At 58.0% G+C, this 20,381-nt stretch carries 15 protein-coding genes and 3 tRNA genes; 1 reads left to right on the top strand and 17 read right to left on the bottom strand.

Annotated features, from left to right (window positions below; all coding sequences use genetic code 11):
- Nucleotides 1-51: 51 nt before the first annotated feature.
- The 11 genes from pelF to B5495_RS13385 all read right to left on the bottom strand — a co-directional run bounded on the left by pelF (nucleotide 52) and on the right by B5495_RS13385 (nucleotide 15,666).
- Nucleotides 52-1,611, bottom strand: a complete 1,560-nt coding sequence (pelF, locus tag B5495_RS13435) for a GT4 family glycosyltransferase PelF (protein ID WP_079554503.1) — start codon at nucleotides 1,609-1,611, stop codon at nucleotides 52-54.
- Nucleotides 1,593-2,645 carry a hypothetical protein gene (locus B5495_RS13430; protein WP_079554501.1) on the bottom strand — a complete coding sequence of 351 codons (1,053 nt, stop codon included), beginning with the start codon at nucleotides 2,643-2,645 and terminating at the stop codon, nucleotides 1,593-1,595. Before B5495_RS13430 ends, pelF begins: the two co-directional genes overlap by 19 nt.
- Nucleotides 2,632-4,026 carry a PelD GGDEF domain-containing protein gene (locus B5495_RS13425; protein WP_079554500.1) on the bottom strand — a complete coding sequence of 465 codons (1,395 nt, stop codon included), beginning with the start codon at nucleotides 4,024-4,026 and terminating at the stop codon, nucleotides 2,632-2,634. Before B5495_RS13425 ends, B5495_RS13430 begins: the two co-directional genes overlap by 14 nt.
- Before the next feature lie 7 nt (nucleotides 4,027-4,033).
- Nucleotides 4,034-4,567 (bottom strand): hypothetical protein, encoded by a 534-nt coding sequence (locus B5495_RS13420; RefSeq protein ID WP_079554498.1) that lies wholly within the window; start codon nucleotides 4,565-4,567, stop codon nucleotides 4,034-4,036.
- A gap of 27 nt (nucleotides 4,568-4,594) precedes the next feature.
- On the bottom strand, nucleotides 4,595-8,275 hold the full coding sequence (locus B5495_RS13415; protein WP_172824577.1) for a tetratricopeptide repeat protein: 3,681 nt from the start codon (nucleotides 8,273-8,275) through the stop codon (nucleotides 4,595-4,597).
- Nucleotides 8,265-10,235 carry a polysaccharide deacetylase family protein gene (locus B5495_RS13410; RefSeq protein WP_079554494.1) on the bottom strand — a complete coding sequence of 657 codons (1,971 nt, stop codon included), beginning with the start codon at nucleotides 10,233-10,235 and terminating at the stop codon, nucleotides 8,265-8,267. Before B5495_RS13410 ends, B5495_RS13415 begins: the two co-directional genes overlap by 11 nt.
- A gap of 380 nt (nucleotides 10,236-10,615) precedes the next feature.
- Nucleotides 10,616-12,034, bottom strand: coding sequence for an IS1380 family transposase (locus tag B5495_RS13405; RefSeq protein WP_079550240.1), 1,419 nt, complete (start codon nucleotides 12,032-12,034; stop codon nucleotides 10,616-10,618).
- Nucleotides 12,035-12,077: 43 nt separating this feature from the next.
- The gene (locus B5495_RS13400; protein WP_172824575.1) at nucleotides 12,078-12,818 is read right to left on the bottom strand and encodes an endo alpha-1,4 polygalactosaminidase; all 741 of its coding nucleotides are present in this window, start codon (nucleotides 12,816-12,818) and stop codon (nucleotides 12,078-12,080) included.
- 19 nt (nucleotides 12,819-12,837) lie between these two features.
- Nucleotides 12,838-13,767: an NAD-dependent epimerase/dehydratase family protein gene (locus B5495_RS13395; protein ID WP_079554490.1), complete on the bottom strand. Its 930-nt coding sequence runs from the start codon at nucleotides 13,765-13,767 to the stop codon at nucleotides 12,838-12,840.
- Between the two features lie 140 nt (nucleotides 13,768-13,907).
- A complete protein-coding gene (locus B5495_RS13390; protein ID WP_079553872.1) occupies nucleotides 13,908-15,164 on the bottom strand; it encodes an ISL3 family transposase in 1,257 nt (418 codons plus the stop codon).
- A gap of 414 nt (nucleotides 15,165-15,578) precedes the next feature.
- Nucleotides 15,579-15,666 (bottom strand) — tRNA-Ser (locus tag B5495_RS13385).
- Nucleotides 15,667-15,875: 209 nt separating this feature from the next.
- On the opposite strand from B5495_RS13385, the gene B5495_RS13380 reads away from it, so the two are divergent.
- Nucleotides 15,876-16,625 carry an IS5 family transposase gene (locus tag B5495_RS13380; RefSeq protein ID WP_079550575.1) on the top strand — a complete coding sequence of 250 codons (750 nt, stop codon included), beginning with the start codon at nucleotides 15,876-15,878 and terminating at the stop codon, nucleotides 16,623-16,625.
- A 55-nt stretch (nucleotides 16,626-16,680) separates the two neighbouring features.
- Here B5495_RS13380 and B5495_RS13375 read toward each other — a convergent pair whose 3' ends face one another.
- From B5495_RS13375 to B5495_RS13350, 6 genes are all read right to left on the bottom strand, one after another.
- Nucleotides 16,681-17,241 carry a nitroreductase family protein gene (locus tag B5495_RS13375; RefSeq protein WP_079554488.1) on the bottom strand — a complete coding sequence of 187 codons (561 nt, stop codon included), beginning with the start codon at nucleotides 17,239-17,241 and terminating at the stop codon, nucleotides 16,681-16,683.
- A gap of 48 nt (nucleotides 17,242-17,289) precedes the next feature.
- Complete coding sequence (queF, locus tag B5495_RS13370) at nucleotides 17,290-18,135, bottom strand: NADPH-dependent 7-cyano-7-deazaguanine reductase QueF (RefSeq protein ID WP_079554486.1); 846 nt, start codon at nucleotides 18,133-18,135, stop codon at nucleotides 17,290-17,292.
- 23 nt (nucleotides 18,136-18,158) lie between these two features.
- The gene (locus B5495_RS13365; protein ID WP_079554484.1) at nucleotides 18,159-18,932 is read right to left on the bottom strand and encodes an ABC transporter permease; all 774 of its coding nucleotides are present in this window, start codon (nucleotides 18,930-18,932) and stop codon (nucleotides 18,159-18,161) included.
- On the bottom strand, nucleotides 18,929-19,912 hold the full coding sequence (locus B5495_RS13360; protein ID WP_079554483.1) for an ABC transporter ATP-binding protein: 984 nt from the start codon (nucleotides 19,910-19,912) through the stop codon (nucleotides 18,929-18,931). Before B5495_RS13360 ends, B5495_RS13365 begins: the two co-directional genes overlap by 4 nt.
- A 268-nt stretch (nucleotides 19,913-20,180) precedes the next feature.
- Nucleotides 20,181-20,255 (bottom strand) — tRNA-Gly (locus B5495_RS13355).
- Nucleotides 20,256-20,274: 19 nt separating this feature from the next.
- Nucleotides 20,275-20,350, bottom strand: a tRNA-Glu gene (locus B5495_RS13350).
- Nucleotides 20,351-20,381 lie beyond the last annotated feature (31 nt).

Here is a 20,381-nt window from a genome sequence, read left to right as displayed (position 1 = left end):
ATTTTGGCCTAATTTAGGGGGCGAATTCCACACCTAACGACGAAGAGCCTATTATTGCGTCCTTTCCTGAGCGAAATCCGTCGCTGCTTCATCCTGCCTGGCACCATCACGATACAAGGCCTCATAGCGGCTGAGCATCAGAGCTTCAGAATACTGAGCCTCAACACGCTCAATGCCTACATCGCGCGCCTTTTGCCAACGGCTTTCAGAGAGCAAAAGCTCTGCCATGGCACCGGCGGTAGCTTCAGGGTTCGCAATTGGCACAACCCTGCCGGCTGCCTGTTCAGCGCTACCGTTACCCAGCACCATCTCTCGGCATGCCCCTACGTCCGTGGTTACAACGGGCACTCCCGAGGCCAGGGACTCCAGAATCACGAGCGGCTGCGCCTCGCTGATTGATGTCAGCACCACTAGTCGGGCTTGTGGCAGAATATCGTCAATCCGCTGGTAGCCCAGAAAGCGCAGCCGGTCACCCAGCATCAGCTGGTCGGCCAGATCATGGCATTCCCGCGAGTAACCCGGATCTTCTCCGTCAGGCCCGACAACCCAGGCTTCTGCTTCCGGTATGCGATAAAGCAGGTGTTTTACGGCTCGCAAGAAGGTTTTGATATCCTTGATCGGTGTTACTCGTCCCAGCAACACAACCACAGGACGCATATTAGCCGCCGTCATTTCGCGCAATGGACGGAAACGCTCGAGACGGATACCGTTGGGAATAAGGCAGGTTTTGCCAGGGTCCGCGCCATCTTTTATCTGACGCTGCTGATTGCCTTCGTAAAGCGTAGTCACTGACTCAGCGGCGCTATAGGTCATTCGCCCGAGGCTTTGAAAAAAGCGAATCCACAAATCACGAAGATAGCCGGTATCGGCACTAAAACCATGGCTTAACGGGTCTTTGGGCGTATGAATCCAGTCTGCTTCAAGCAGGTCGATATGGCGCTCTTTGGTATAGATACCATGTTCACTGACAAGCAACGGCGTCCCGGTCAAATGATGCGCCATCGCCCCGAGAAAACCAGCGTATCCCGTCGAGGCCGCATGAAAACACCGCCCCCTGGGTAACTGGCCGGCTATCTCAGCCAGCGTAAAGACGGGCAGATGCATGTTTCTGATCGTCCAGAAATAATCCAGAAATGACGTTTTACTACAATTCGCTTCGTAGTTTCTGACGATTTCATTCCATGAAAGCTTTTCATGAAGGAAATTGTCCCTGTTCAGCGCGCCACCGTTACTCACCAAACGGACAACATCACCAAGGACATCGCCAGCGTGCACATCTTCATTACGCAACTGCTCATGAAGCTCGCGAGAACGAGCAAAAGCGGCGGGACATCCGCGTCGCCTGGAGCCTGCCAACACATCATGATCGGATCCATCCATCAAATAGTGAAGCTCAAGATGCACCAGGTTATCAGGGATATCGTATTTTATTTCCGCATAGTTTTCCTTGCGGCTACCGATAAACACCACGGCAAATCGCCAATCGGGGAGGCCTTTTATCAACTGCTCCACCCAGCCAGCAACGCCCCCCTGAACCATGGGGTAAGTCCCCTCAAGCAACAGGACAACGTCCGCTGGAGGATCATTTTTAGTTAACCGGGGGTAGTGCATTGCCAATACTCCAGGGGCCGACGAAGAACGGGGGGAAGGCTTTGTGATGCTGTAAGGTGCGCCAAGACTTTTTTCAAGCGTTTGATATCCCTGCACTTATAAGCAATTTCTGCCTCGAAGACATGCAGGCGAGCGGAGGCGAGGCCAAACTCGCGTGCCTTGGCAAGCCCGTAATCGGCATTTTCCAGATAACCTCGTTCAAGGGACAGCCGCGCGTAATATTTCCATCTTTCCGCACAGGGATAGACGGCAATCGCTTTCTCCTGGTAGCTAATCGCCTCATCCAGCATCGCCTCTCTCACCTTTCCCTGGGTCAGCTCCAGGTAAGCGTATTCCCCACACAGGCTGGCCAAGGCAACGTGGATATTGCCCAGCGGGTCACCTTCTTTTTCGAGACGTTTTCTCAGATGGCCAAGCTCGGTTTCCAGCCTTCGCTCCAGCCGATCCAACATCGAATACCCCAGCAAGCGAACTTCATCAGCATCATCCCCCACCCCGATGCGCATCAATGCCACAGCGCGACGAAGAGGCAAATGCTGGGCTTGCAGCAGTGCTTTCTGCCGCCGCCGGGGGTCGCTTGCTGACGTCAAGACACTGGCCAGCCCCTCGCGTAGCGCCTGGCTAGACAGAGCCGGCGGTTCAACTTCCTGATTCATCAGGCCCGGGAGTGAATAAGACGTGTAACGTGCCGCGCTGTCATCGCGAGGCATAAAGGCCGTAGACAGGATAATAAGGGCAACGCCGGCACTGCCAACTATCGGCAAAGCGAGCATTACCAATACAACGCACAGAAACCGGCCATACAGTGCTTTTTCACGGAGACGCCCCCATCCGCAAACACTTATGGCCTGCAAGAAAGCACCTGCCACATAAACAAGGACAAGCGGCTCCGGATCGTTGCCGGCATACAATGGCCAATACGGCACAGCCTGTGGAAGAGATGCCGGGAAAAGCCACTGCCAGAACGCCAGGCATTGCAAGGCGCTACCAGTGAGATAAAGAAAAATACGGATCAACAGCTCAAAGGCTCGCATGCATTTCTTCCCCATCGACCAAGGCACGGAGTAACTCATCGGCTGTCGCCGTGCCATCCACCGCACGATAAAGCCAGTCGATACTCGTGGCTTCAGCATGGCTCTCAAGCGTTTGTTCGATAAGCGGCGCCATTCGCTCCTTGTAGGCCTGAATATCTTTCGCCGGCGACAGAGGCATCAGGAGAACGATCGTTGTAGTGCCGTCGCTTGCGGTCAGACACCAGGCCTGGTCGAGACCGCGCCGATGAGAGTCAATCAGCCAGAATACTTCAGGTATTTTGTCGTTCAACTCAGGTTGAAAAGTGACGCTGGCCAACAAGGACGAAAGACGCTCATGCTGCGCGTGCTTGACCCACTGACGGACAGAAGTCTTCAAATCCGGGCGGTTCTGATGCGCCATGCCCGTCAAGTCACCCAAGCGTGCTCCGATGACGGTCAACATGTGCATCTGGCTGTCACTGAAATCAATAAACGGCATGTCGATTACCACGATGACACCATGAAGCCGGCTATCCACGTCTACCAGAGGAATCACAGCCACGGGGCTGTTGGCATCTGCACTCAGCATATCGCGAAGTGAAATCAGCTTTTTGCTGCTTATGCTTTCCAGCAACATGGCATCCTGGAGCGACAGCTCACACTGTGCGCCCAGCCAGGCAACAGGCGGCTGCGGTCGCATTTGGTCATCGACCATGATCAGCGCAGCACGCTGAATACGGCTATGCTGGGCAATGAATAACAGCACTTCATTACCGACATCAGCCAAGCTTCCCCGGCGGGCCCCCAACCTCTCGCAGAACTGACGCTCGAGGTGAGTCAACGTATCCCGCAGCGCAAAGGGTGCCGCGGCCAGATGCTCGACCAGCTGATCATGGGACACACGCAGCACATGATAATGACGCAGAAAACTCTCCTGACGATGCGCCATCGCTTTATTCAGGACGTGCATCTGGCGCAGCTTTCGCCGCTGCTGAGCCGACAGTTCACCACACAAGACCGCGACCACACACAGCGCAATCACATGCCCGGCAAGCAGAATATCCGCATCCCACCTTGCCGTCTCCACATCATAGGTTGAAGCCCCAAGCAACAGAGCTTCAATGGCAACAGCCAAGAGCGCCAGCGACGTTCCGTAACGCACGCCTATCAATAACGGTGCCACCATGAGGAGCCAGGGGATTCCCTGCTCCATGAAAAGGGGATCCTCTGGGCTCAGCAAAAGCCCGAGGCCAGGAAACAGCAGGGCCAGCAACAATGTTTCAAGCAGGCGTCGCAAAAGACCTGGCATGCCGAGCGAAATATCATCGGGGCGGCGAACAGCACTACCATCCACGGCAATGGGATGATTGGCCTCGCCAATGCGGTAATCGACAGATTTCATGTCTACCTCAAGGCGTCAAGGGAAGGTCATCAACCAGATCGCTTAACAATTCCGCCCCAACGCCGTTCAACGTTGAGAAACCCCACCCGCTGCGCGCGCCACTGGCGCTCCAAAGCACTATGCCCGTATTGGCATTGCGAACCTGCAGGCTAACGGCCACTGCAGGCTCACCATCAAGCCCGGCTTTGTAGTGCCACTCGTCGATAGCACCGGTTACCACATACACAGCACCCTGCTTCTGAGCCCGGGACAAGGCAGCCTGTAGGTCGGCATCGTTATCCAACGCCAAGGGGTTCACCGGCCCGGAGCGCGGGATTTCATGCAAAGGAGACAAGCCACGCTGTTGTAGCAACGTCAATAGCGTTCCCGCCGCTCGCTCACCTGCCAAGGGTGTCTCGGAATGATTGGATAAAGACGCCATGGCCCAGCCGGCATCGCGGGCGATCGGCTCGCTTGACTCAAGTTGGTGAATGGAACTGCAGGCACCAAGCAGCAACGTCAGTAACAGAGGGAAAACGATACGCCAAGCAGCAAATTTCATATAAAAATCCTTTGGAAAAGTCATCTATCAGGGTTCAAGAAAAATCTGATACTGGATGCCGGCGCTCACGCGGGTCGTCGCGTCGGCTCCGGTGCCTTGGTCAATTGACGCGTCAATAGATATCTCGTCTCCGCCGAAGACTCGCGAACCCACGGCAACCGATGCGCTGCCGGCAAAATCACCGCTGGGCCATTGATGTCCCGCGCCGAACTCAAGCCGCCAGCGGGGTGATGCCACATCCGGATAAGCCTCCCCGGGCACGCCGCGCGACACGCTGATGCCTGCCCCCAGAAACGTGGTGTCATCGCTTATCAAATCTTCCGGCGTAGCATCTGTGGGTAACAAGGGTTGCAGCGCCCTGGGCATGTTGTCGTCTGCCTGCTGAGCGTCGTGACTGGCGAACAGGCTCAGCCCCACTCGTCGTGTGGCACCCTGTACCAGAGCGTGCTCCCACACGGACGCCACCCGCTGCCCATCGCCAATGTCATCACCGTCAAAACGATCTTTGAAGCGGCTCTTGCGGGTCTCCAGGATAAACCGGTCACGCCGGGTCGGCTGCCAGGAAAAGCCGAAGCTGAGCGAATCCTGCATGGCAAACAGACGTAAGTAGTCGTTGGTCATCGCAGGCTTCTGCCAATCGATACCGGCATTGACGCTAAAGCGGGAGGTGATATCCCGCTCATAGCTGACGCCGGCCTGTGGATGGCTTCCCGTATCGCTATTCACTGCGCCGATATTGGCCTGCGCCTTGCTGCGCGCGCCGTAATACGCCGCACCAACCTGTGCAAAACGCTCGTTATCGACCCCTTCGTCGATCACCGTAAGATCCAGGTCATCACCGTCAAGTTGACGCTCACCCAGCTCCAACTCAGTGCCCCAGCGTCCTCCTGTCCGGCTGATCGAGGCCTTGAACTCATTCATGGACAAATCTCCCAGCTCGCCGGATCTGGCGGAGACTCCTGCACGGTTGGGCATGCGCTTTCTCAGCGATGCCATGTCACTGCGCATATCCATCCCCGATGCCTGCAGGCCGGCAGCAACGTCGTATGCCTGCTTGCGCCGGCCAAGTTGCTGCAGGGCTGTCAGTCGATCCGCCGGGGTAAACGCGGCGGACGGTTCATCAAGAAGGCGAGCAATAGCCTCGTGATCATTCTGACGGATGGCCAGGTTCAAGGCATGAAAATCCGGCATCGGCAGGCCCGCTTCATCACGATATCGCACCAGATAGCGATATCGAGCGTCTTGCCCCATGCCTGAAAGGACGTTGAGCAGCTGCAATCCCGGCTCGACCGGTTCAGCTGCCAGCGCCGGCGTTCCAGTGACCAGGCGCTGATACCAGCTGGCAGAGGCCACCGCCCCTGTTTCGCCCAATGACCAGATAAGCGCATTCAGCTGTGCCGACAGCTCCCCTTCGGTCAAGTTGTGGTCAGGCTCCAGCTGACGCGCAAGAGTGGGCGCCTCGGTACGCAGAACATGGCGCCTTAGTTTACGCGCAACGCCTTCCCTTCCCGTCCGCGCAAAGTTTTCGGCACTTGAGACAAGCGTCGTCGGCGCCGGCCGGGGGCCAGACAGTGAACGCCGGAATAATAACGATGCCTTGTCTATCTCGCCCAAAGATTCCCAACCGCTGGCCATGGCAAGCGTCAGCTGCTGACTGTGGGCGGCAAGAGTACGGGCATCGTTCAATCGCTCACGCAGCTCTGGCCTGCCGAGCTGAGCCATCGCATATAGCTCACCGGAACGCAGGTTGACGCTGTCAGGCGCTACCTCAAGGCCCTGACGATACGCGTTCAGCGCTTCAATCGGCCTGGCTTGCTGCAGTTTGGTAGAGCCAAGAAAGCCCCAGTAGGTGGGCGAGTCGGCAAAGCGCTCCGGCGCCTGCTGTGCCAGGGCAAGCAGCCGGTGGGCAATATCGGGGCGCCCCTGATCCTGCGCAGCCTGAAAGGCAAAAATGATGGCCTCCTGATCCCGGTCCTCTCGCCACAGGTTTTCCGCCATTCTGGCCACCAGCGCAATATCCTGGTCAGCACGGGCTGCCTGAAGCAATCGCTGCGTCTCGGTATCAGTCAGCGGGCGACGACGGGACAGTTCTCGATAGGCTTCGACCACCTCATCCGTTTGCCCGATTACCCAGCCGAGTTCGCCGCGACGCGCAAGAGCTCCGGCGTCGTGCTCGGGCAGCGCCGCAATCGCCTCAGTCAAGCGCCATTGCCGACGCAACAGCCGGCTCTGCTCTTCACTCGCCTTGATCTGTCGCGCGCCGGGCGTGGCGGTCAGTCTCGCCCAGACCTGCCCGGAGGCTTTCAACTCACCAACCCACTCCAGCAGTGTCGCCAAACGCACCCTTAGCGGTACTGAAAGTCCGCTACGGGTCTGCCAGGAACGCAGCTTGTCGATTGCCGCGCCAGGCTTGCCCAGGTCGTTAAGCACATCAATCAGCTGGCCACGTCCAGCAGCGGTCAACGCACCTCCGGCATCCAGACGCTGCAGTGCCGACAGTGCCGCCTGGCGGTCATAGCTGAGCAGAGCCAGCTCCACCACCTGGCGATCCACGGCAGCGTCACCCGTTTGCCGGGCGAGCTTCTCCAGCGCCGCCAGCGCCTGTGCGCTGTTACCGGTCCAGCGCTGCACGTTGGCCAACTGTTCCAGATAACGGGTCTGCTGCGGCTGCAGGCGGCTCAGCGTCTGCAGGCTCCCGATCGCCAACCCGGGCTGGCCCACGGCCAGCGCGATAGCCGTGAAGCGCTCCAGGCTTTGCGGATTTTGACCGTCCAGGGCCAGAAGGCGCTCGCTCCACCTCAAGGCCTGATCCAGCGCATCGTTGGCAAGCGCGATGCGAATGCCAAGATCCAACAGCACCGGGTCATCCTGATACACCGCCAGATATTCTCGGGCATACGCGAGACTTCTTTCCCCCTCACTCTCTCCTTCACTCTGAATAGCCGCCGTTAGCGATTGCCGAGCCAGTTCGCGACGCTCATCATCCCCTGCATAAGCTGCTGCCATAAACCACTGAACAACGTGCATGGTGACATCGCGCTTGGTGTTGTCACTGGCAAGCCAGGCGCGATGCCATGCGGCGGCGGCGCGCTCGGGGAAACCCGCCTGCAGCCAGGCATGACCAGCCTGGCTCAGCCAGTATGGCCGGCGATCGTCATCACGGTTGGCCAATGCTTCAAAGCATTCCGCCGACCGCTCCGGTCGCTCCACTGCCAACCATCGCCCTGCCAGCGTCTCCAGGCGCGAAAGGCTCAGGGACCACGCCGCAACATTTGGCGTAACGTCTCCGATTCCCGACGATTCATGGATGTCCTGAAGCTGCTTATGAAAATCACGACGTCGTCTTTGGCTTGTCTCGCCGGTACCTGACAGCGCATTCATTGCCTGCCATTTCTGTTCCAGCAACCACCACTGCACCTCGGCATCCCTGACGTCTTGCAGGGGTGCCAGCGTACGGCCGGCGGCCTCAGGCTCCTGCAGCTCAAGCTGCAACCTTGCCAATTCAAGGCGCATATCCTGACGCTCGGGATTCGCCTTGACATGCGCTTGAGCAACGAGCAGTGCCGCATGCCTGTCGCCCGCGGTTTGCGGCTCATCCATGTCCAGAAAGCGCTTTGCCGGCTGAAACCCTATCAGGATCGCGACCAGCACCGTGACCAGCAGCGCCAGTACCCAGGGAGAAAGAAGGGTATCGCGATCAAGGCTCACAGCGCACCTCCAGATCGAAGGGCCCCGGGCCGCTGAACCGCAGCTCCATCCCATCACTTGTCATCACCCGGATTCCACCTGGGGAATCCACGCGACATCCCGCCACATTGGCAAGGTCGACTTTCAGATCGACCTGCTCTGCCGCCAGCGTCGCTGAAAATCCGCCTGCGGCTTTTCGCGCCCATGACACCAGACGGCCATTACTGTAAGACAGAGACGGAAGCTGCGACCTGTTTTGCTGCAGGTGTAACCTTTGTCTGGGAGCGCCACGCAGGGATACGTAGCGACCCGACGGTATCTCCCGCAAGCTGGCCACATCCGGGGATGCCGACATATCCGGCCAGCCAAGCGCATCAGAAAGTCGTAGCGTACGCGCCTCGGTCGCAGCCGTAATCTGCCACCCGCCATCCAGATGACGCGCTATGCCCAGTTCATACCACTGTTTGGCAATATTGCTCCAGGTGCTGACATGAACAGGCAATGTCTCCTGGGCCAGAACTCCCTCGTACACCTCTTTCAACGCATTGAGGGAGGCGGGATAGGCGGCACTGTAAAAATGGTAATAGATACTGATGGGCTTGAGGCGACGCGGACGATCCGTCAGCGCGTAAGTTTCCAGTACACGGCGGTACCCCCACTTCGGTGCCAGCATGTGATCGGTATAGACGTTTTCGTTGATCTGCGGCGCCAGTACCTGCAGGTAGGGTCCTGCCGGCCTTAACATGGGTGATACCTGAGTCAGTGAAGGATTGTCACGCGTGATATGCGTCTTGCCGCCGTTCAGGTTCGACAACCCCAGACGATCGGCGATGGCCAACGCCTGCTCGGGGGCAATGGCATCTCCGCTCCAGAGAACCGTCTTCACCTGTTTGCCCGGCGGTGACAGCTCACTGTTGATATAACGAGTCGAGCCTGCCACCTCGCGCTCCAGAGAGTACGTGTAACCATCAAGCTCCATGTTGAACGGAAAGCCGGCAGCGTTTCCTCCCTGCCCGGCCGGGTCGCCTTCCTCAAGCTTCAACCAGGCAAAGGGATGGCTATAGGTATGGGTCGCAATCTCGACCCAGGGCAGCGCGAAAATCTCCCGAGCAATCGGCTCCAGCTGACCCCGCAAGTCTTCCCTGAGGCCGCCGTTACCGAACTCCCCTTCCACCACGGAGACCGTCGTCGGTACCTGATAACGCGTCAGGATTTCATCCATCATCACCTGCCCGGTAAAGGGGGCTCCCGGCCACTCACCACGGCTGATGAAGGCATCACCGTCAATATGATTAAGCCAGAAACGTGCGCCGTTCTCCGTCGTTGCATCCGGCACGGGAAACGGCGGTAAATCCAGGCTTTCGGCAACAAAGGCAAAGGGATCAAGAATCCAGCGCTGCTGCTCATCTCCGACGCTCTGGATGAGCCAGGGATACAGAGCAACCCCTCCCCACGGCCCCGTTATCACCGGGGACAGCGTGTTGCCTTGGCTATCGGTCAGCCTCAGATGTTCAATGTTGTCCTGACGAAGGGAACGAAACCCTTCGGCACTGGATCCCGGTCCAGGTAGCGGCCCTTCAAACCCGAGCATGTCATCATGATCGTCAATACGTATCTGACCGGGTTCCAGGGCATTTGCGCTCGCCAAGCCGGCCAGATCCCCGAGCGGGCCGGCGAAGTTGGTGGCGGCATACCCCATTACCATCAATTTGCTACCCGCCTCGGCCTGCTCAACCAGCCAGGAAGTCAGTTTTTCAGCATGGTCTGTCGGGCCCTGGAACCAGGTAACGATGCCGGCATATCGTCCGTTTGCCAGCCCGGGAGGATACGGCCCCTGAACGTCCTGATATTCCACGGCCAGGCCCAGGTACTCCAGCACCACGGCCAGATAGCGAAAGGCATCGTGATTTGCTATATCCTGGTCTTCGGTCGCTTCCTTGTCGTAGATCAACAGAACACGACGCGGAATTGGCTCAATCAACCCTACCCCTATTTGATCCAGTCCGGGCGTCGTTACCCAGGGAACGAAGCCCGCATCGTGGATTCGCCGTGCGGTACGCCGTGCAAGCTCACGGTCATGTGGCTGCACATAGTCAATCGCGATGGCTGGCAAGCCGTAGGCTTTAACCCCGCCTTATTCATCAGGACGCCGAACGAGCGTTTTACGTCCCGTGGTGACCGGGACCGACCGGCTTTTATGTCATACGGTCGCTGAGTAGCCGATTAGCACATAGCTTTATCGTATCAATGCCGTGATATTTATAACTGAAGTTCATTGGTTTCGAGTGACGGCGCAGCCGTGGTCGTCGGCCTCCATAGTGGCCGTTTTGTCTGCTGGAAAAGGCTGAGTAATGCGACGTGTCAGGTCAATGCCGTCAGCCGCGGCAACCCTTTCAGTAAAGATGGCCACCATTTATCGGCGGCATCGCCGAGGTGCACGGTGATGCGCCGGGCGTGCACTGTCAGCGTGGCGGCCACCTTAAGCACCTGCTCGCGCATCCGCTTCAGGCTCCAGCCCTGCCGGGTCTGTCGTTCCAACAGGCAACGCAGCCCGTGTAGCACCTGATAAGCGCAGAGAGTCAGCAGCAGGTTTACCTCGTTGCGGGCCATGACGTCCTGGACGGTGGAGACACCGCGATCAGTCGAGGAGAGATGCAGGTCGAGCGCCGACTTCACCTCGCCCATGTGGGCTTCGGCGCTGCCGCGCTTGCGATAAAGCGCCAGGACCTTTTCCGGCGGCCAGTTGAACTTGCCGAGGTTGGTGACCAAAAAGAAGGCATGCAGCAGCAGATCATCGGGCCGCTCTTGTACCACCAGCACCACGCGCCGCGGCGCCGGCCAGGTACCGGCTTGGTACGCCAGGTCATGGCACCATTCCCGAGGTTGCTCGGGGGGCCGGCCGCGTGGCCGCTTCAGATGTGGCGCTGCCAGTGTCTGCAGGCCCGTATGACTGCGCAACCGGCCCAGATACTCGATGTCGCGATCTTCCAGCGCCTCAAGCGTGTCGTTGTCGGTGAAACCCGCGTCGATGCGTACCTTGACCTTGGCCCCGGTGCTCTCGTTGAGTCGCCGCACCAGATGTGGGATCCAGGTATCGGCATTCTCGGCTGGGCCGGCGTTACCTTCACGCAGCAGACCGCCCACCATGTCGCCGGTCTCTGCCAGCGAGGCCACCAAAGGCGAGTAGATTCTGGCCCCGTAAAGTCCATGAAACGCCGAACCGCCCTGGTGGCCGTGGACGTCGATCGGCAAGCCGTCGATGTCCAGCGTCAGATGCTCGGGGCGTTCGCCGCCGTCCAGCGAGGTCAGTCGCCAGACCGCCAGCCGCAGCAGGCCCTCATGCACGGTATCGATATTGTCGTCGCGGCCCAGGCACGTCAGCAGCCGCGACAGCGTCGCTTGAGATGGCCGGTCCTGAGCCAACGGCGTTGTCCCGCGGGCATCACTGCAGGCTAGCTGCCAGAGCGGGTCACGGCGGAGCGTGTCGGTATCGCTGAGGTCGATCCAGCCCATCGAACGCTGCAGCACCAGGGTACGCAGCTGGCTGGCTAACGAGTGGCGGACGCGATCCGGGTCGCGATGATCGACCAGATGGTCGTCCAGCGCATCGATCATGCCGCTGTTGTCGAGGGCTTCACGCAACAGCAAAGCACCGCTGTCGCTGGTGGTGCGATGGCCGCTGAGCTCGACGCGGATGGACCCGTTGCATGACGGGGTCCAGGGGGATAGGCTTTCACCCATGGCGAGTGGTCCTCTTGAGTCAAGTTCGGTTAGGAACATATTGATTCTACAAGAGAAACTGCTCGCCATCTTCTTTTCTGTCTCAGCCCGGTGAATAAGGCGGGTTAACGCGTTCAAGCTGTCCTGTCAGCCACTGGGTGTCATTACTGGCCATCGGCCCATAGATTTTTGTACTGGGTGTCCAGCGCTGATAAAGCGACTCTGCAGCGACTCCCACGATTTTATTGTGAACCTGATCAAGCACCTCGAAACCACGATTCAGCATCACATCAATGCCCGGATGACGGCGATGAACTTCGTCGACAAAGGTCACCAGTCCTGCCTGCTGCGCCTTGATATCTTTTTCAGATTCGGCAAACCGGTAATAACTATCCAGGGTATCGAAAAAGAACGCACGGTACCCCTGTTGCCAGAGCTCATCGATTCTACGGTGCAGGAAGTCTCGCCAGTCGGCACGGGAGAGATCTGCCACCTGGCTGTTCCAGTCAGGATTCTCGGCTACGAGGGCATCATCAGGCTTTCCCCGGGTCGATGCCCGTTCAGGCTCCCACTCCCCAATGCTGACATAGGCGAAGGTCTTTGCGCCTTGAGCCTCGATATCACGTCGCTCTCCATCAGTGGCTGAATCAGCATCGATAACCACCCAGTCGAACTGATTTAACAATTCTACTGGAGGCTTTGCCGCATAATAGAAAGCCACGCTCGGCAACTCATCCGCTGCTGCGTCACTGGCCAGCAGAGGGCTGCCAATCAGAACAGACGGCACGAGCGTTACCAGGGCTCGCAACAACGTTCCGAGTCTCGTCAGGATATGAGTATGCACTAGCGGCGTCCTTGAATATTCAGCGGGCAAGCTTCATGTCGGCCAGATAGGCTTCCAGGCCTTCATCCAGCGTGTAAAGCGGCGCTTCGCCGAGCCAGTCGACAAGTCTTTCGGCACTACCGAGTGAGTGGCGAATATCTTCGCCGCGCGGTTCGTTCAAGTGTGGAGACACATGGCTGCCGAGCCCAAACTGAAGAGCCTCAACAAGCTGTAGCAGGGATGTAGAACATTGAGAGGCCACATTACAGACACCGTTTTGATCCGCAAACAACGCCAAAACGTTGAACCGAGCAACGTCTGCCACATAGATAAAATCGCGGGTTTGCTTGCCGTCTCCATAGATCGTGGGGGCCTGACCCACTCTCAAACGGTCCACAAAGCGGGTAATAACACCTGCGTAAGGGGAAGTAGGCGACTGCCTCGGGCCATAGACATTGAAATAGCGAAGTCCTAGGGAAGAAAGCCCATGCAGCTCTTTAAACAGGCTTGCATAGCGTTCATTCACCCATTTTTCCAAACCGTAAGGCGACAGCGGAGATAAGCGGGCGGCCTCCGTCAAGGGCAGGTTTTCAGGCTCGCCGTACACGGCCGCAGAAGATGCATAAACCACGCGCGCAACGCCGTGATCCCGCGCGGCTTCCAGAACCCTCAGCGTTCCCATAATGTTGTTTTCTGCCGAGTCACAGGGCTCCTCGACAGAGTGCGCCACGGACACCTGTGCCGCCAGATGAAGGCACTTCGTGACTCCCGACATTGCGCGTCGCAAGCTTTGCGGTTCGCGTATATCTCCCTCAATAATCTCGAGATTAGCGTGCGCGGGCAAGTTATCGCGATCTCCGCTGGAGAAATTATCAATAATTCTGACTTTATATCCGCAAGACAAAAGGGCTTCTGTGGAATGAGACCCAATAAAGCCCGCTCCGCCCGTTACGAGAATCTTTTCTTCCATACGAACCCTTCCTATTGGCTCTATAAGATGAGATGCAGGGACTCAAGCCCTCATCTCCAGAACCGTAGCGACCAGCATATTTGCCCTTTTGGGGAAAAACACTATGCCGCACGGATCAGAAAATATGGCTCTTCGACGTTTCATGTGGATTTGGCCTGATCCAGCATGCTGCCCACAGGGCTGCCAATCAGGTAGATCATGGTGATGAAAGTGCTCTCGTTTCGGTAGCCGCGAGCGCGTGATCGGGCCGCTTGAAACAGGCTATTCATCCCTTCCAACCGTGCGTTGGTCAGGCCCGATAACCAGCGGCGGATAACGCGGTCGGTATGCCGTTCCAGGGTATTCAGCGCCTTATTCATCGGAGACAGCAGGCCCTTGCCAGCGATCGCCTCTCGGGCAAAATTGAGGAAGCGCGTGATTCGCCAGCGAGCCCCGCGAAGCGTGGGTGCCTGCTGAATCCAGCGCAGTTTCTCTTTGATGATCCAAGCGTCGGCCGTGGCGCTCTGGTCGGCCATCAGTTCCTGCAGCGCAGCGATTTGATTAGCCGTTAAGTTGCCGGCGTCGGCATTGCGCAAGACAGCCCAGCGTAAGTGCTTGGGGGGTTCCTGCTCGCGCCGCTCACGCTTTCTGACGTCATCAAGGGCGCGCGTGAAGATCTGCACGATATGAAACCAGTCGACGGTGACCTCGGCCTTGGGCAGGTGCTCTTCCACGCCTTTGAGGAAGGCTGGCGACATATCGCAGACCACTTCCTGAACGGCCTGAGGGTCGCCCTGATGTGCAGCCAAAAACTCGCTGAAGGCCTTGACGGTGGCCTTGCCACGGCCGGGTATCGCGAAGACAACCGGCTCGCTCTTGCGCTGCATATCCAGAAATACGGTGACGTAGCGATGGCCGCGCTTGGCGGCGGTTTCATCAAGCCCCACGGCCTTAACCTGAGAGAGGTCAAGTTGGTCGAGCATGCACCCGACATAGTGATGCACGATACGCCATAACCGCTTGTCGGTGATCTCTATCAGGCGAGCGGCGGCGAGCACCGGCATCTCCCTGACCAGAGCCATGGCGGCCTGCTCAAACAACAGGGTGAAATCGCTACCGGGGCGGGCCCAGGGGACCTCGATCCGCTTAATGCCGTGCGTGGGGCACTTGGTGCGCGGCACTCGCGCATGCAGATAGCAGTGATGTTGAAAGAAGTTCAGGTGCCGCCAGGTCTTGTCGGCAAAATCATGCGCCGGGCAAGCGTCACCACACTCGGGGCAAGGGTAAAGGCTGCCACGTTCTGCCTCGACGGTGAGGTTCAAGCGGTGAGGTGACACGGCGGTATCCAGGTGCTGCTCCTTGAGAATCCAGGGCGCTTCAAGGCCCAGGCCGAGGGTCAGAATCTTAGTGCCATCCATGTCATATTTCCTGTCGTTGTGGAGGCCATATTTTGGCCTAATTTAGGGGGCGAATTCCACACCTAACGACGAAGAGCCGAAAATATCGTCTTCGGGCAGTTATGCCAAAGTATAATTTAGTATAACTTTGTCAAATTCTTGCTTCCTTGTCACCTTCAACATGTGATCAACGTTAATCTTTAGAGGAACAGCCAGCTCACTCAAAAACTGAAGCCGACCCACGATTCCCACGGTTAAATGGGAGACTACACACGACACGCGTGCGTCTCATCTATTATCAACCTATAGACTGAGTCTAGTCGGAGGCTTGTAGAGCAGCAAGCCCATATCGACGGATCAATTTTGCTAGCAGGCGCACCACCATTCAGGCACAAAAAAAGCCGCTGGTATAAACCAGCGGCTTTTTGCAATTCTTGGCGGAGGAGGAGAGATTCGAACTCTCGAAGCCTTGCGGCTTACTCACTTTCCAGGCGAGCTCCTTCGACCACTCGGACACTCCTCCGCAAATTGTGTTCCAAGCATTTAGCGCGTGCGCTTTTATGCGTTAGAACGGCGCGTATGTTAACGATTGATGCGTGCAATAGCAAGCCTTTTCGGCGTATTGCCTTATGGGATGCTAGGGCGTGTTGACGTTTCATGGCAGGGGTATTGGCAGGATAGGGGCAAGCTCGCAGAATAAAGGTTCCTACGCCAACAAACTGCAAGCCTGCCATGCCCCGACAAATGCTCACGGATGAACACTGGTCGAAGCTGAAACCTATCCTGCTTCAACAAGGTATTTATGACAAGGCTGACTTGCGTACCACGGTGGAAGGCATCCTGTATCGGATGCGCACCGGCTGCCCGTGGCGGGATCTACCGGAGACGTTTGGCCCCTGGAATACGGTCTACAAGCGTTTTAACGCCTGGTCAGCGAGTGGAAAGCTGATGAGGATTTTCAACACGCTGGTGGAAGATCCTGATGTCGAGTGGTTGTTCATTGATGGCTCCTACGTCAAGGCTCATCAGGACAGCACAGGGGCTGCCACGGAAGACGCAGAAGCCATCGGCAAAAGTCGTGCAGGCAATACCAGCAAGATCCACTTGACCGTGGATGCTTATGGGTTACCGATTGCCTTCAGGATAACCGGGGGTGAGGTGCACGACAGCACGGAAGCCCAGGCATTGATTGACGACTTGCCAGCAGGTGATGCGCTGGTGGCTGACAAGGGCTATGACAGTGAACGTATCCGTGAGCAGATCGAGGCCAAAGGCATGGCGGCGGTGATTCCACGCAGGCGTAACTCGAAAAAAGGAAATGCCAATCTGGACAGGGGGTTATATCGCTACCGGCATCTGGTTGAGAATGCCTTTGCTCGACTGAAACCGTATCGCGCCATTGCGACGCGCTACGATAAGCTCAAGCGAAACTACGAAAGCATGGTGGCCTTGGCGTGCTGTTTGTTGTGGCTCCCAATGTGAAACGTCAACAGGCCCTAGCCAACCGGCGTGCGTTCATCAACTTGGTCTAATAAAATCAGTTCCAGCGCTCGACAAAATCGGCGGTGGCGTGCGCGGCCACCGGCTTGTGCCGCCCGCCCAAGGTGCCTAAATACAGAAAGCCGACCAGCTCGTCGTCTTCAGCCAGACCAAGCCCTTTGTGTACGACCGGGTCAAAGGCGTATTTGCCGGTGCGCCACATGGCGCCAAAGCCCTGCGCGTGGGCGGCGAGCAAAATGCCGTGGGCGGCGCAGCCTGCAGACAGCACCTGTTCAAATTTAGGCACGCCCGGCACGTCGGGCGTCACCTTGGCGATAACGGCGATGATCATCGGCGCGCGCAGAGGCTTTTTACGCGCACCGTTCAGCACGCTGTCAGTGGCGTCGGGGTCGGCCTGAAACTCGGCTTCGGCGTAGAGCTCGCCCAGCCGTTCGCGCCCTTCACCGCTGAACTCGATAAACCGCCATGGGCGCAGCTCCTTGTGATCCGGGGCGCGCAGTGCGGCCTGGTAAATGGCTTCAAGCTGGCCGGCGCTGGGGGCGGGCGCGCCGAGCTTGCCCATCGAGCTGCGTTCGTGCAGAAGCGTCAGTGCGTCCATCGGTGGCTCCGTTTCACAGTCAGTGGAGGCGCTACTCTAGCGCGCGGTTTATTGCCTTGCCAGCCGTAGCGGGCTGGGCGGCAAAAGCCCCGGCGTAGCGCGCCACGGGCTGATGTCCAACCCGCCACGGCGCACGTAACGGGCCAGCACCAAAAGCTCGCTGGGCGCTGTCTGGCGCATCAGGTCGGTGAATATCTGCTCGACGCAGTGCTCGTGAAACCCCTGCTGCAGACGAAAGCCAATCAGGTAGCGCAACAGCCCTTCGCGGTCGAGCCGGGGGCCTTTGTAGCGCACCATAACGCTGCCCCAGTCGGGCTGGCCGGTGATCGGGCAGTTGGATTTCAGCAGGTGCGAATGCAGCGTTTCTTCGACGATCTCTGCATTCTCTACAGCGGCGCGCAGGTAGTCGGCGCTGGGAGAGTAATCGTTCACATCGATATCCAGCGCGTCGATACATTCGCCGGGCAGCGTGCGCGGCGTCAGCGCCGGGTCGTCAACGTCGAGCAGGTCGACGCCCACGCGCCCGCCCGTCGTCTGGGTTAAATCGCGCTCAAGCGTGGCGGCGACGTCGTCAGCGCTGGCAAAGCGGCTCTGATTGAAGCTGTTGAGGTACAACTTGAACGACTTGGATTCGATCAGGTTCGGCGCGTCAGCGGGCAAGCGAAAGCGCCCTACCGCGACCACCGGCTTGCCCCTTGCGTTGAGCCACGAAAGCTCGAAGCCGTGCCATTCGTCTTCTCCCACAAACGGCAGCGCATCGTCGGCTTCAAGGCCGAGTTCGACGCGGTTTTCGGCGCGCAGCAAGGGAAACAAAAGCGTCGCGTCGTAGTGTTCGGGGTACGTTGCAACGCGCCCCAGCGGGGAGTGTTCAAGGCCTGTGTGTGACTCTTCCATGGGGTTGTCTCCTTGCGTAAAACTTAGCTGCGGATGCCGTAGCCGCGTTCGAGCATCATCAGCGCCAGCGTGTACAGCACGATGATAAAACCAAAGACGGCCGCTAGCGCCCAGCCGGCAGGAATGTCCGACACGCCCAAAATGCCGTAGCGAAAGACGTTGACCATATACAGGATCGGGTTAAGCATCGACACGCCCTGCCAGAAGTCCGGCAGCATCGAGATGGAATAAAACACCCCGCCCAGGTACGTCAACGGCGTCAGAATAAACGTCGGCACGATGGACACATCATCAAACTTTTTGGCCAGCAACGCGTTGATAAAACCACCGATGGAAAACAGCGCCGAGGTCAGCACCACCACCAGCACGGTTAACAGCGGGTGCTCCACCGTCAGCTGGGTAAAGAACAGCGATACCACCGTGACAATCGCGCCAACGCCGAGCCCCCGCGCCATACCACCCAGTATAAAGCCTGAAAGGATGACCCAGCTGGGCATCGGCGAAACCATCATTTCTTCCACGCTGCGCTGAAACTTGTTGGAGAAAAAGCTCGACGCCACGTTGGAATAGCTGTTGGTAATCACCGCCATCATGATCAGGCCGGGCACGATAAAGTCCATGTAGCTGAAGTTGTCCATGGTACCGATGCGCGAGCCGATCAGGTTGCCAAAAATGATGAAGTACATGGCCATGGTGATCGACGGTGGCAGCAACGTTTGCGGCCAAATGCGAGTAAAACGCTTGATTTCCTTGATCACCAGCGTCCATAGCGCGACCAGCGTTTGCGTGGCGTTCATGCCTTTTTCTCCTGTTCGCGGGTCGTTGCCGAGGCCGCCTCGTGCTCGCTACCCTGGGCCTCGCTGCCATGCACCATGGTGAGAAACATCTCTTCCAGCCGGTTGGTGCGGTTACGCATGGAAACCACCTGAATACCCTCGGCGTTCAAGGCGTCAAACACGTCGTTTATCCGCTGGCCGCGATGTATTACCACTGCCAGCTGCGAGGGCTCGGTCAGGTAGGCCTCAAAGCCTTCGATAGGCGGCGCGCGATCAAGCGAATGCGCCAGATCAAACAGGAAGGTTTCGGTATTCAATTCCGCCAGCAGGTCACGCACGCTGGTATTACGGATGATGTCGCCGTTATTGATGATGGCGATATTGCGGCACAGGCTCTCGGCTTCTTCCAGATAGTGCGTGGTGAGAATGATCGTGGTGCCTTCATCGCGGTTGATCCGGCGCATGTATTCCCACATGCTGCGGCGCAGCTCGATATCGACCCCCGCCGTGGGTTCGTCAAGAATCAACAGTTTCGGGCGGTGCATCAACGCACGGGCAATCATCAGCCGGCGCTTCATGCCGCCCGAGAGCATCCGCGCGCTGCCGTTGCGCTTATCCCACAATCCCAGGTCGGTGAGCAGCTGCTGGGCACGCGGCAGCGCTTCGCGGCGCGACATCCCGTAGTAGCCCGCCTGCGCGATGACGATATCGATCACCCGCTCGAACTGGTTGAAGTTGAATTCCTGGGGCACCACGCCCAGCTGATACTTGGCGCGGGAAAAGTCCTTGTCGATATCAATACCGAACAACGACACGCGCCCGGCAGTCTTCTGCACCAGCGAGCACACCACGCCCAGCGTGGTCGATTTGCCCGCGCCATTGGGGCCAAGCAGCGCAAAAAAATCGCCCTGTTCAACGTCCAGATCAATACCTTTCAACGCGTTAAAGCCGTTACCGTAGACCTTGGTGAGGCCACGGATCGACAGTGCCGGTTCGGCCATGAAAATGTCCTGTCAGCAAGAATGGTACGCTCTTGAAAGCGTATAATAACGGGTAAACATTAGGGCATTAGCGCGTCTTTCAAGGAGCCGGCCTTTCGCGGCGGCGCCAATGCGTCAGGGCAGGTGCGTCAAAGCGAGCGCATCAAGGCCAGGGTTGCTCAGCGAGCAGACACGCAAAAAACGACGCTTAGCGAGGCTAATGTCGTGATAACAGTGAACAAATGGACTATCTGAAACTGGCGGCCGGCGTATGACCGGTTGATGCGCTTGGAGCGGGAAAGGAGATTCGAACTCCCGACCCTCGCCTTGGCAAGGCGATGCTCTACCGCTGAGCTATTCCCGCAACGCACAATCAAGCGATATGGCGTCCCATAGGGGGTTCGAACCCCTGTTACCGCCGTGAAAGGGCGGTGTCCTGGGCCACTAGACGAATGGGACACACGGCACGAGTAACCTGTAAAAAAGACAC

Source organism: Vreelandella subglaciescola, from assembly GCF_900142895.1.
Classification (GTDB): domain Bacteria; phylum Pseudomonadota; class Gammaproteobacteria; order Pseudomonadales; family Halomonadaceae; genus Vreelandella; species Vreelandella subglaciescola.
This window is presented reverse-complemented; position numbering and strand designations above follow the sequence as displayed.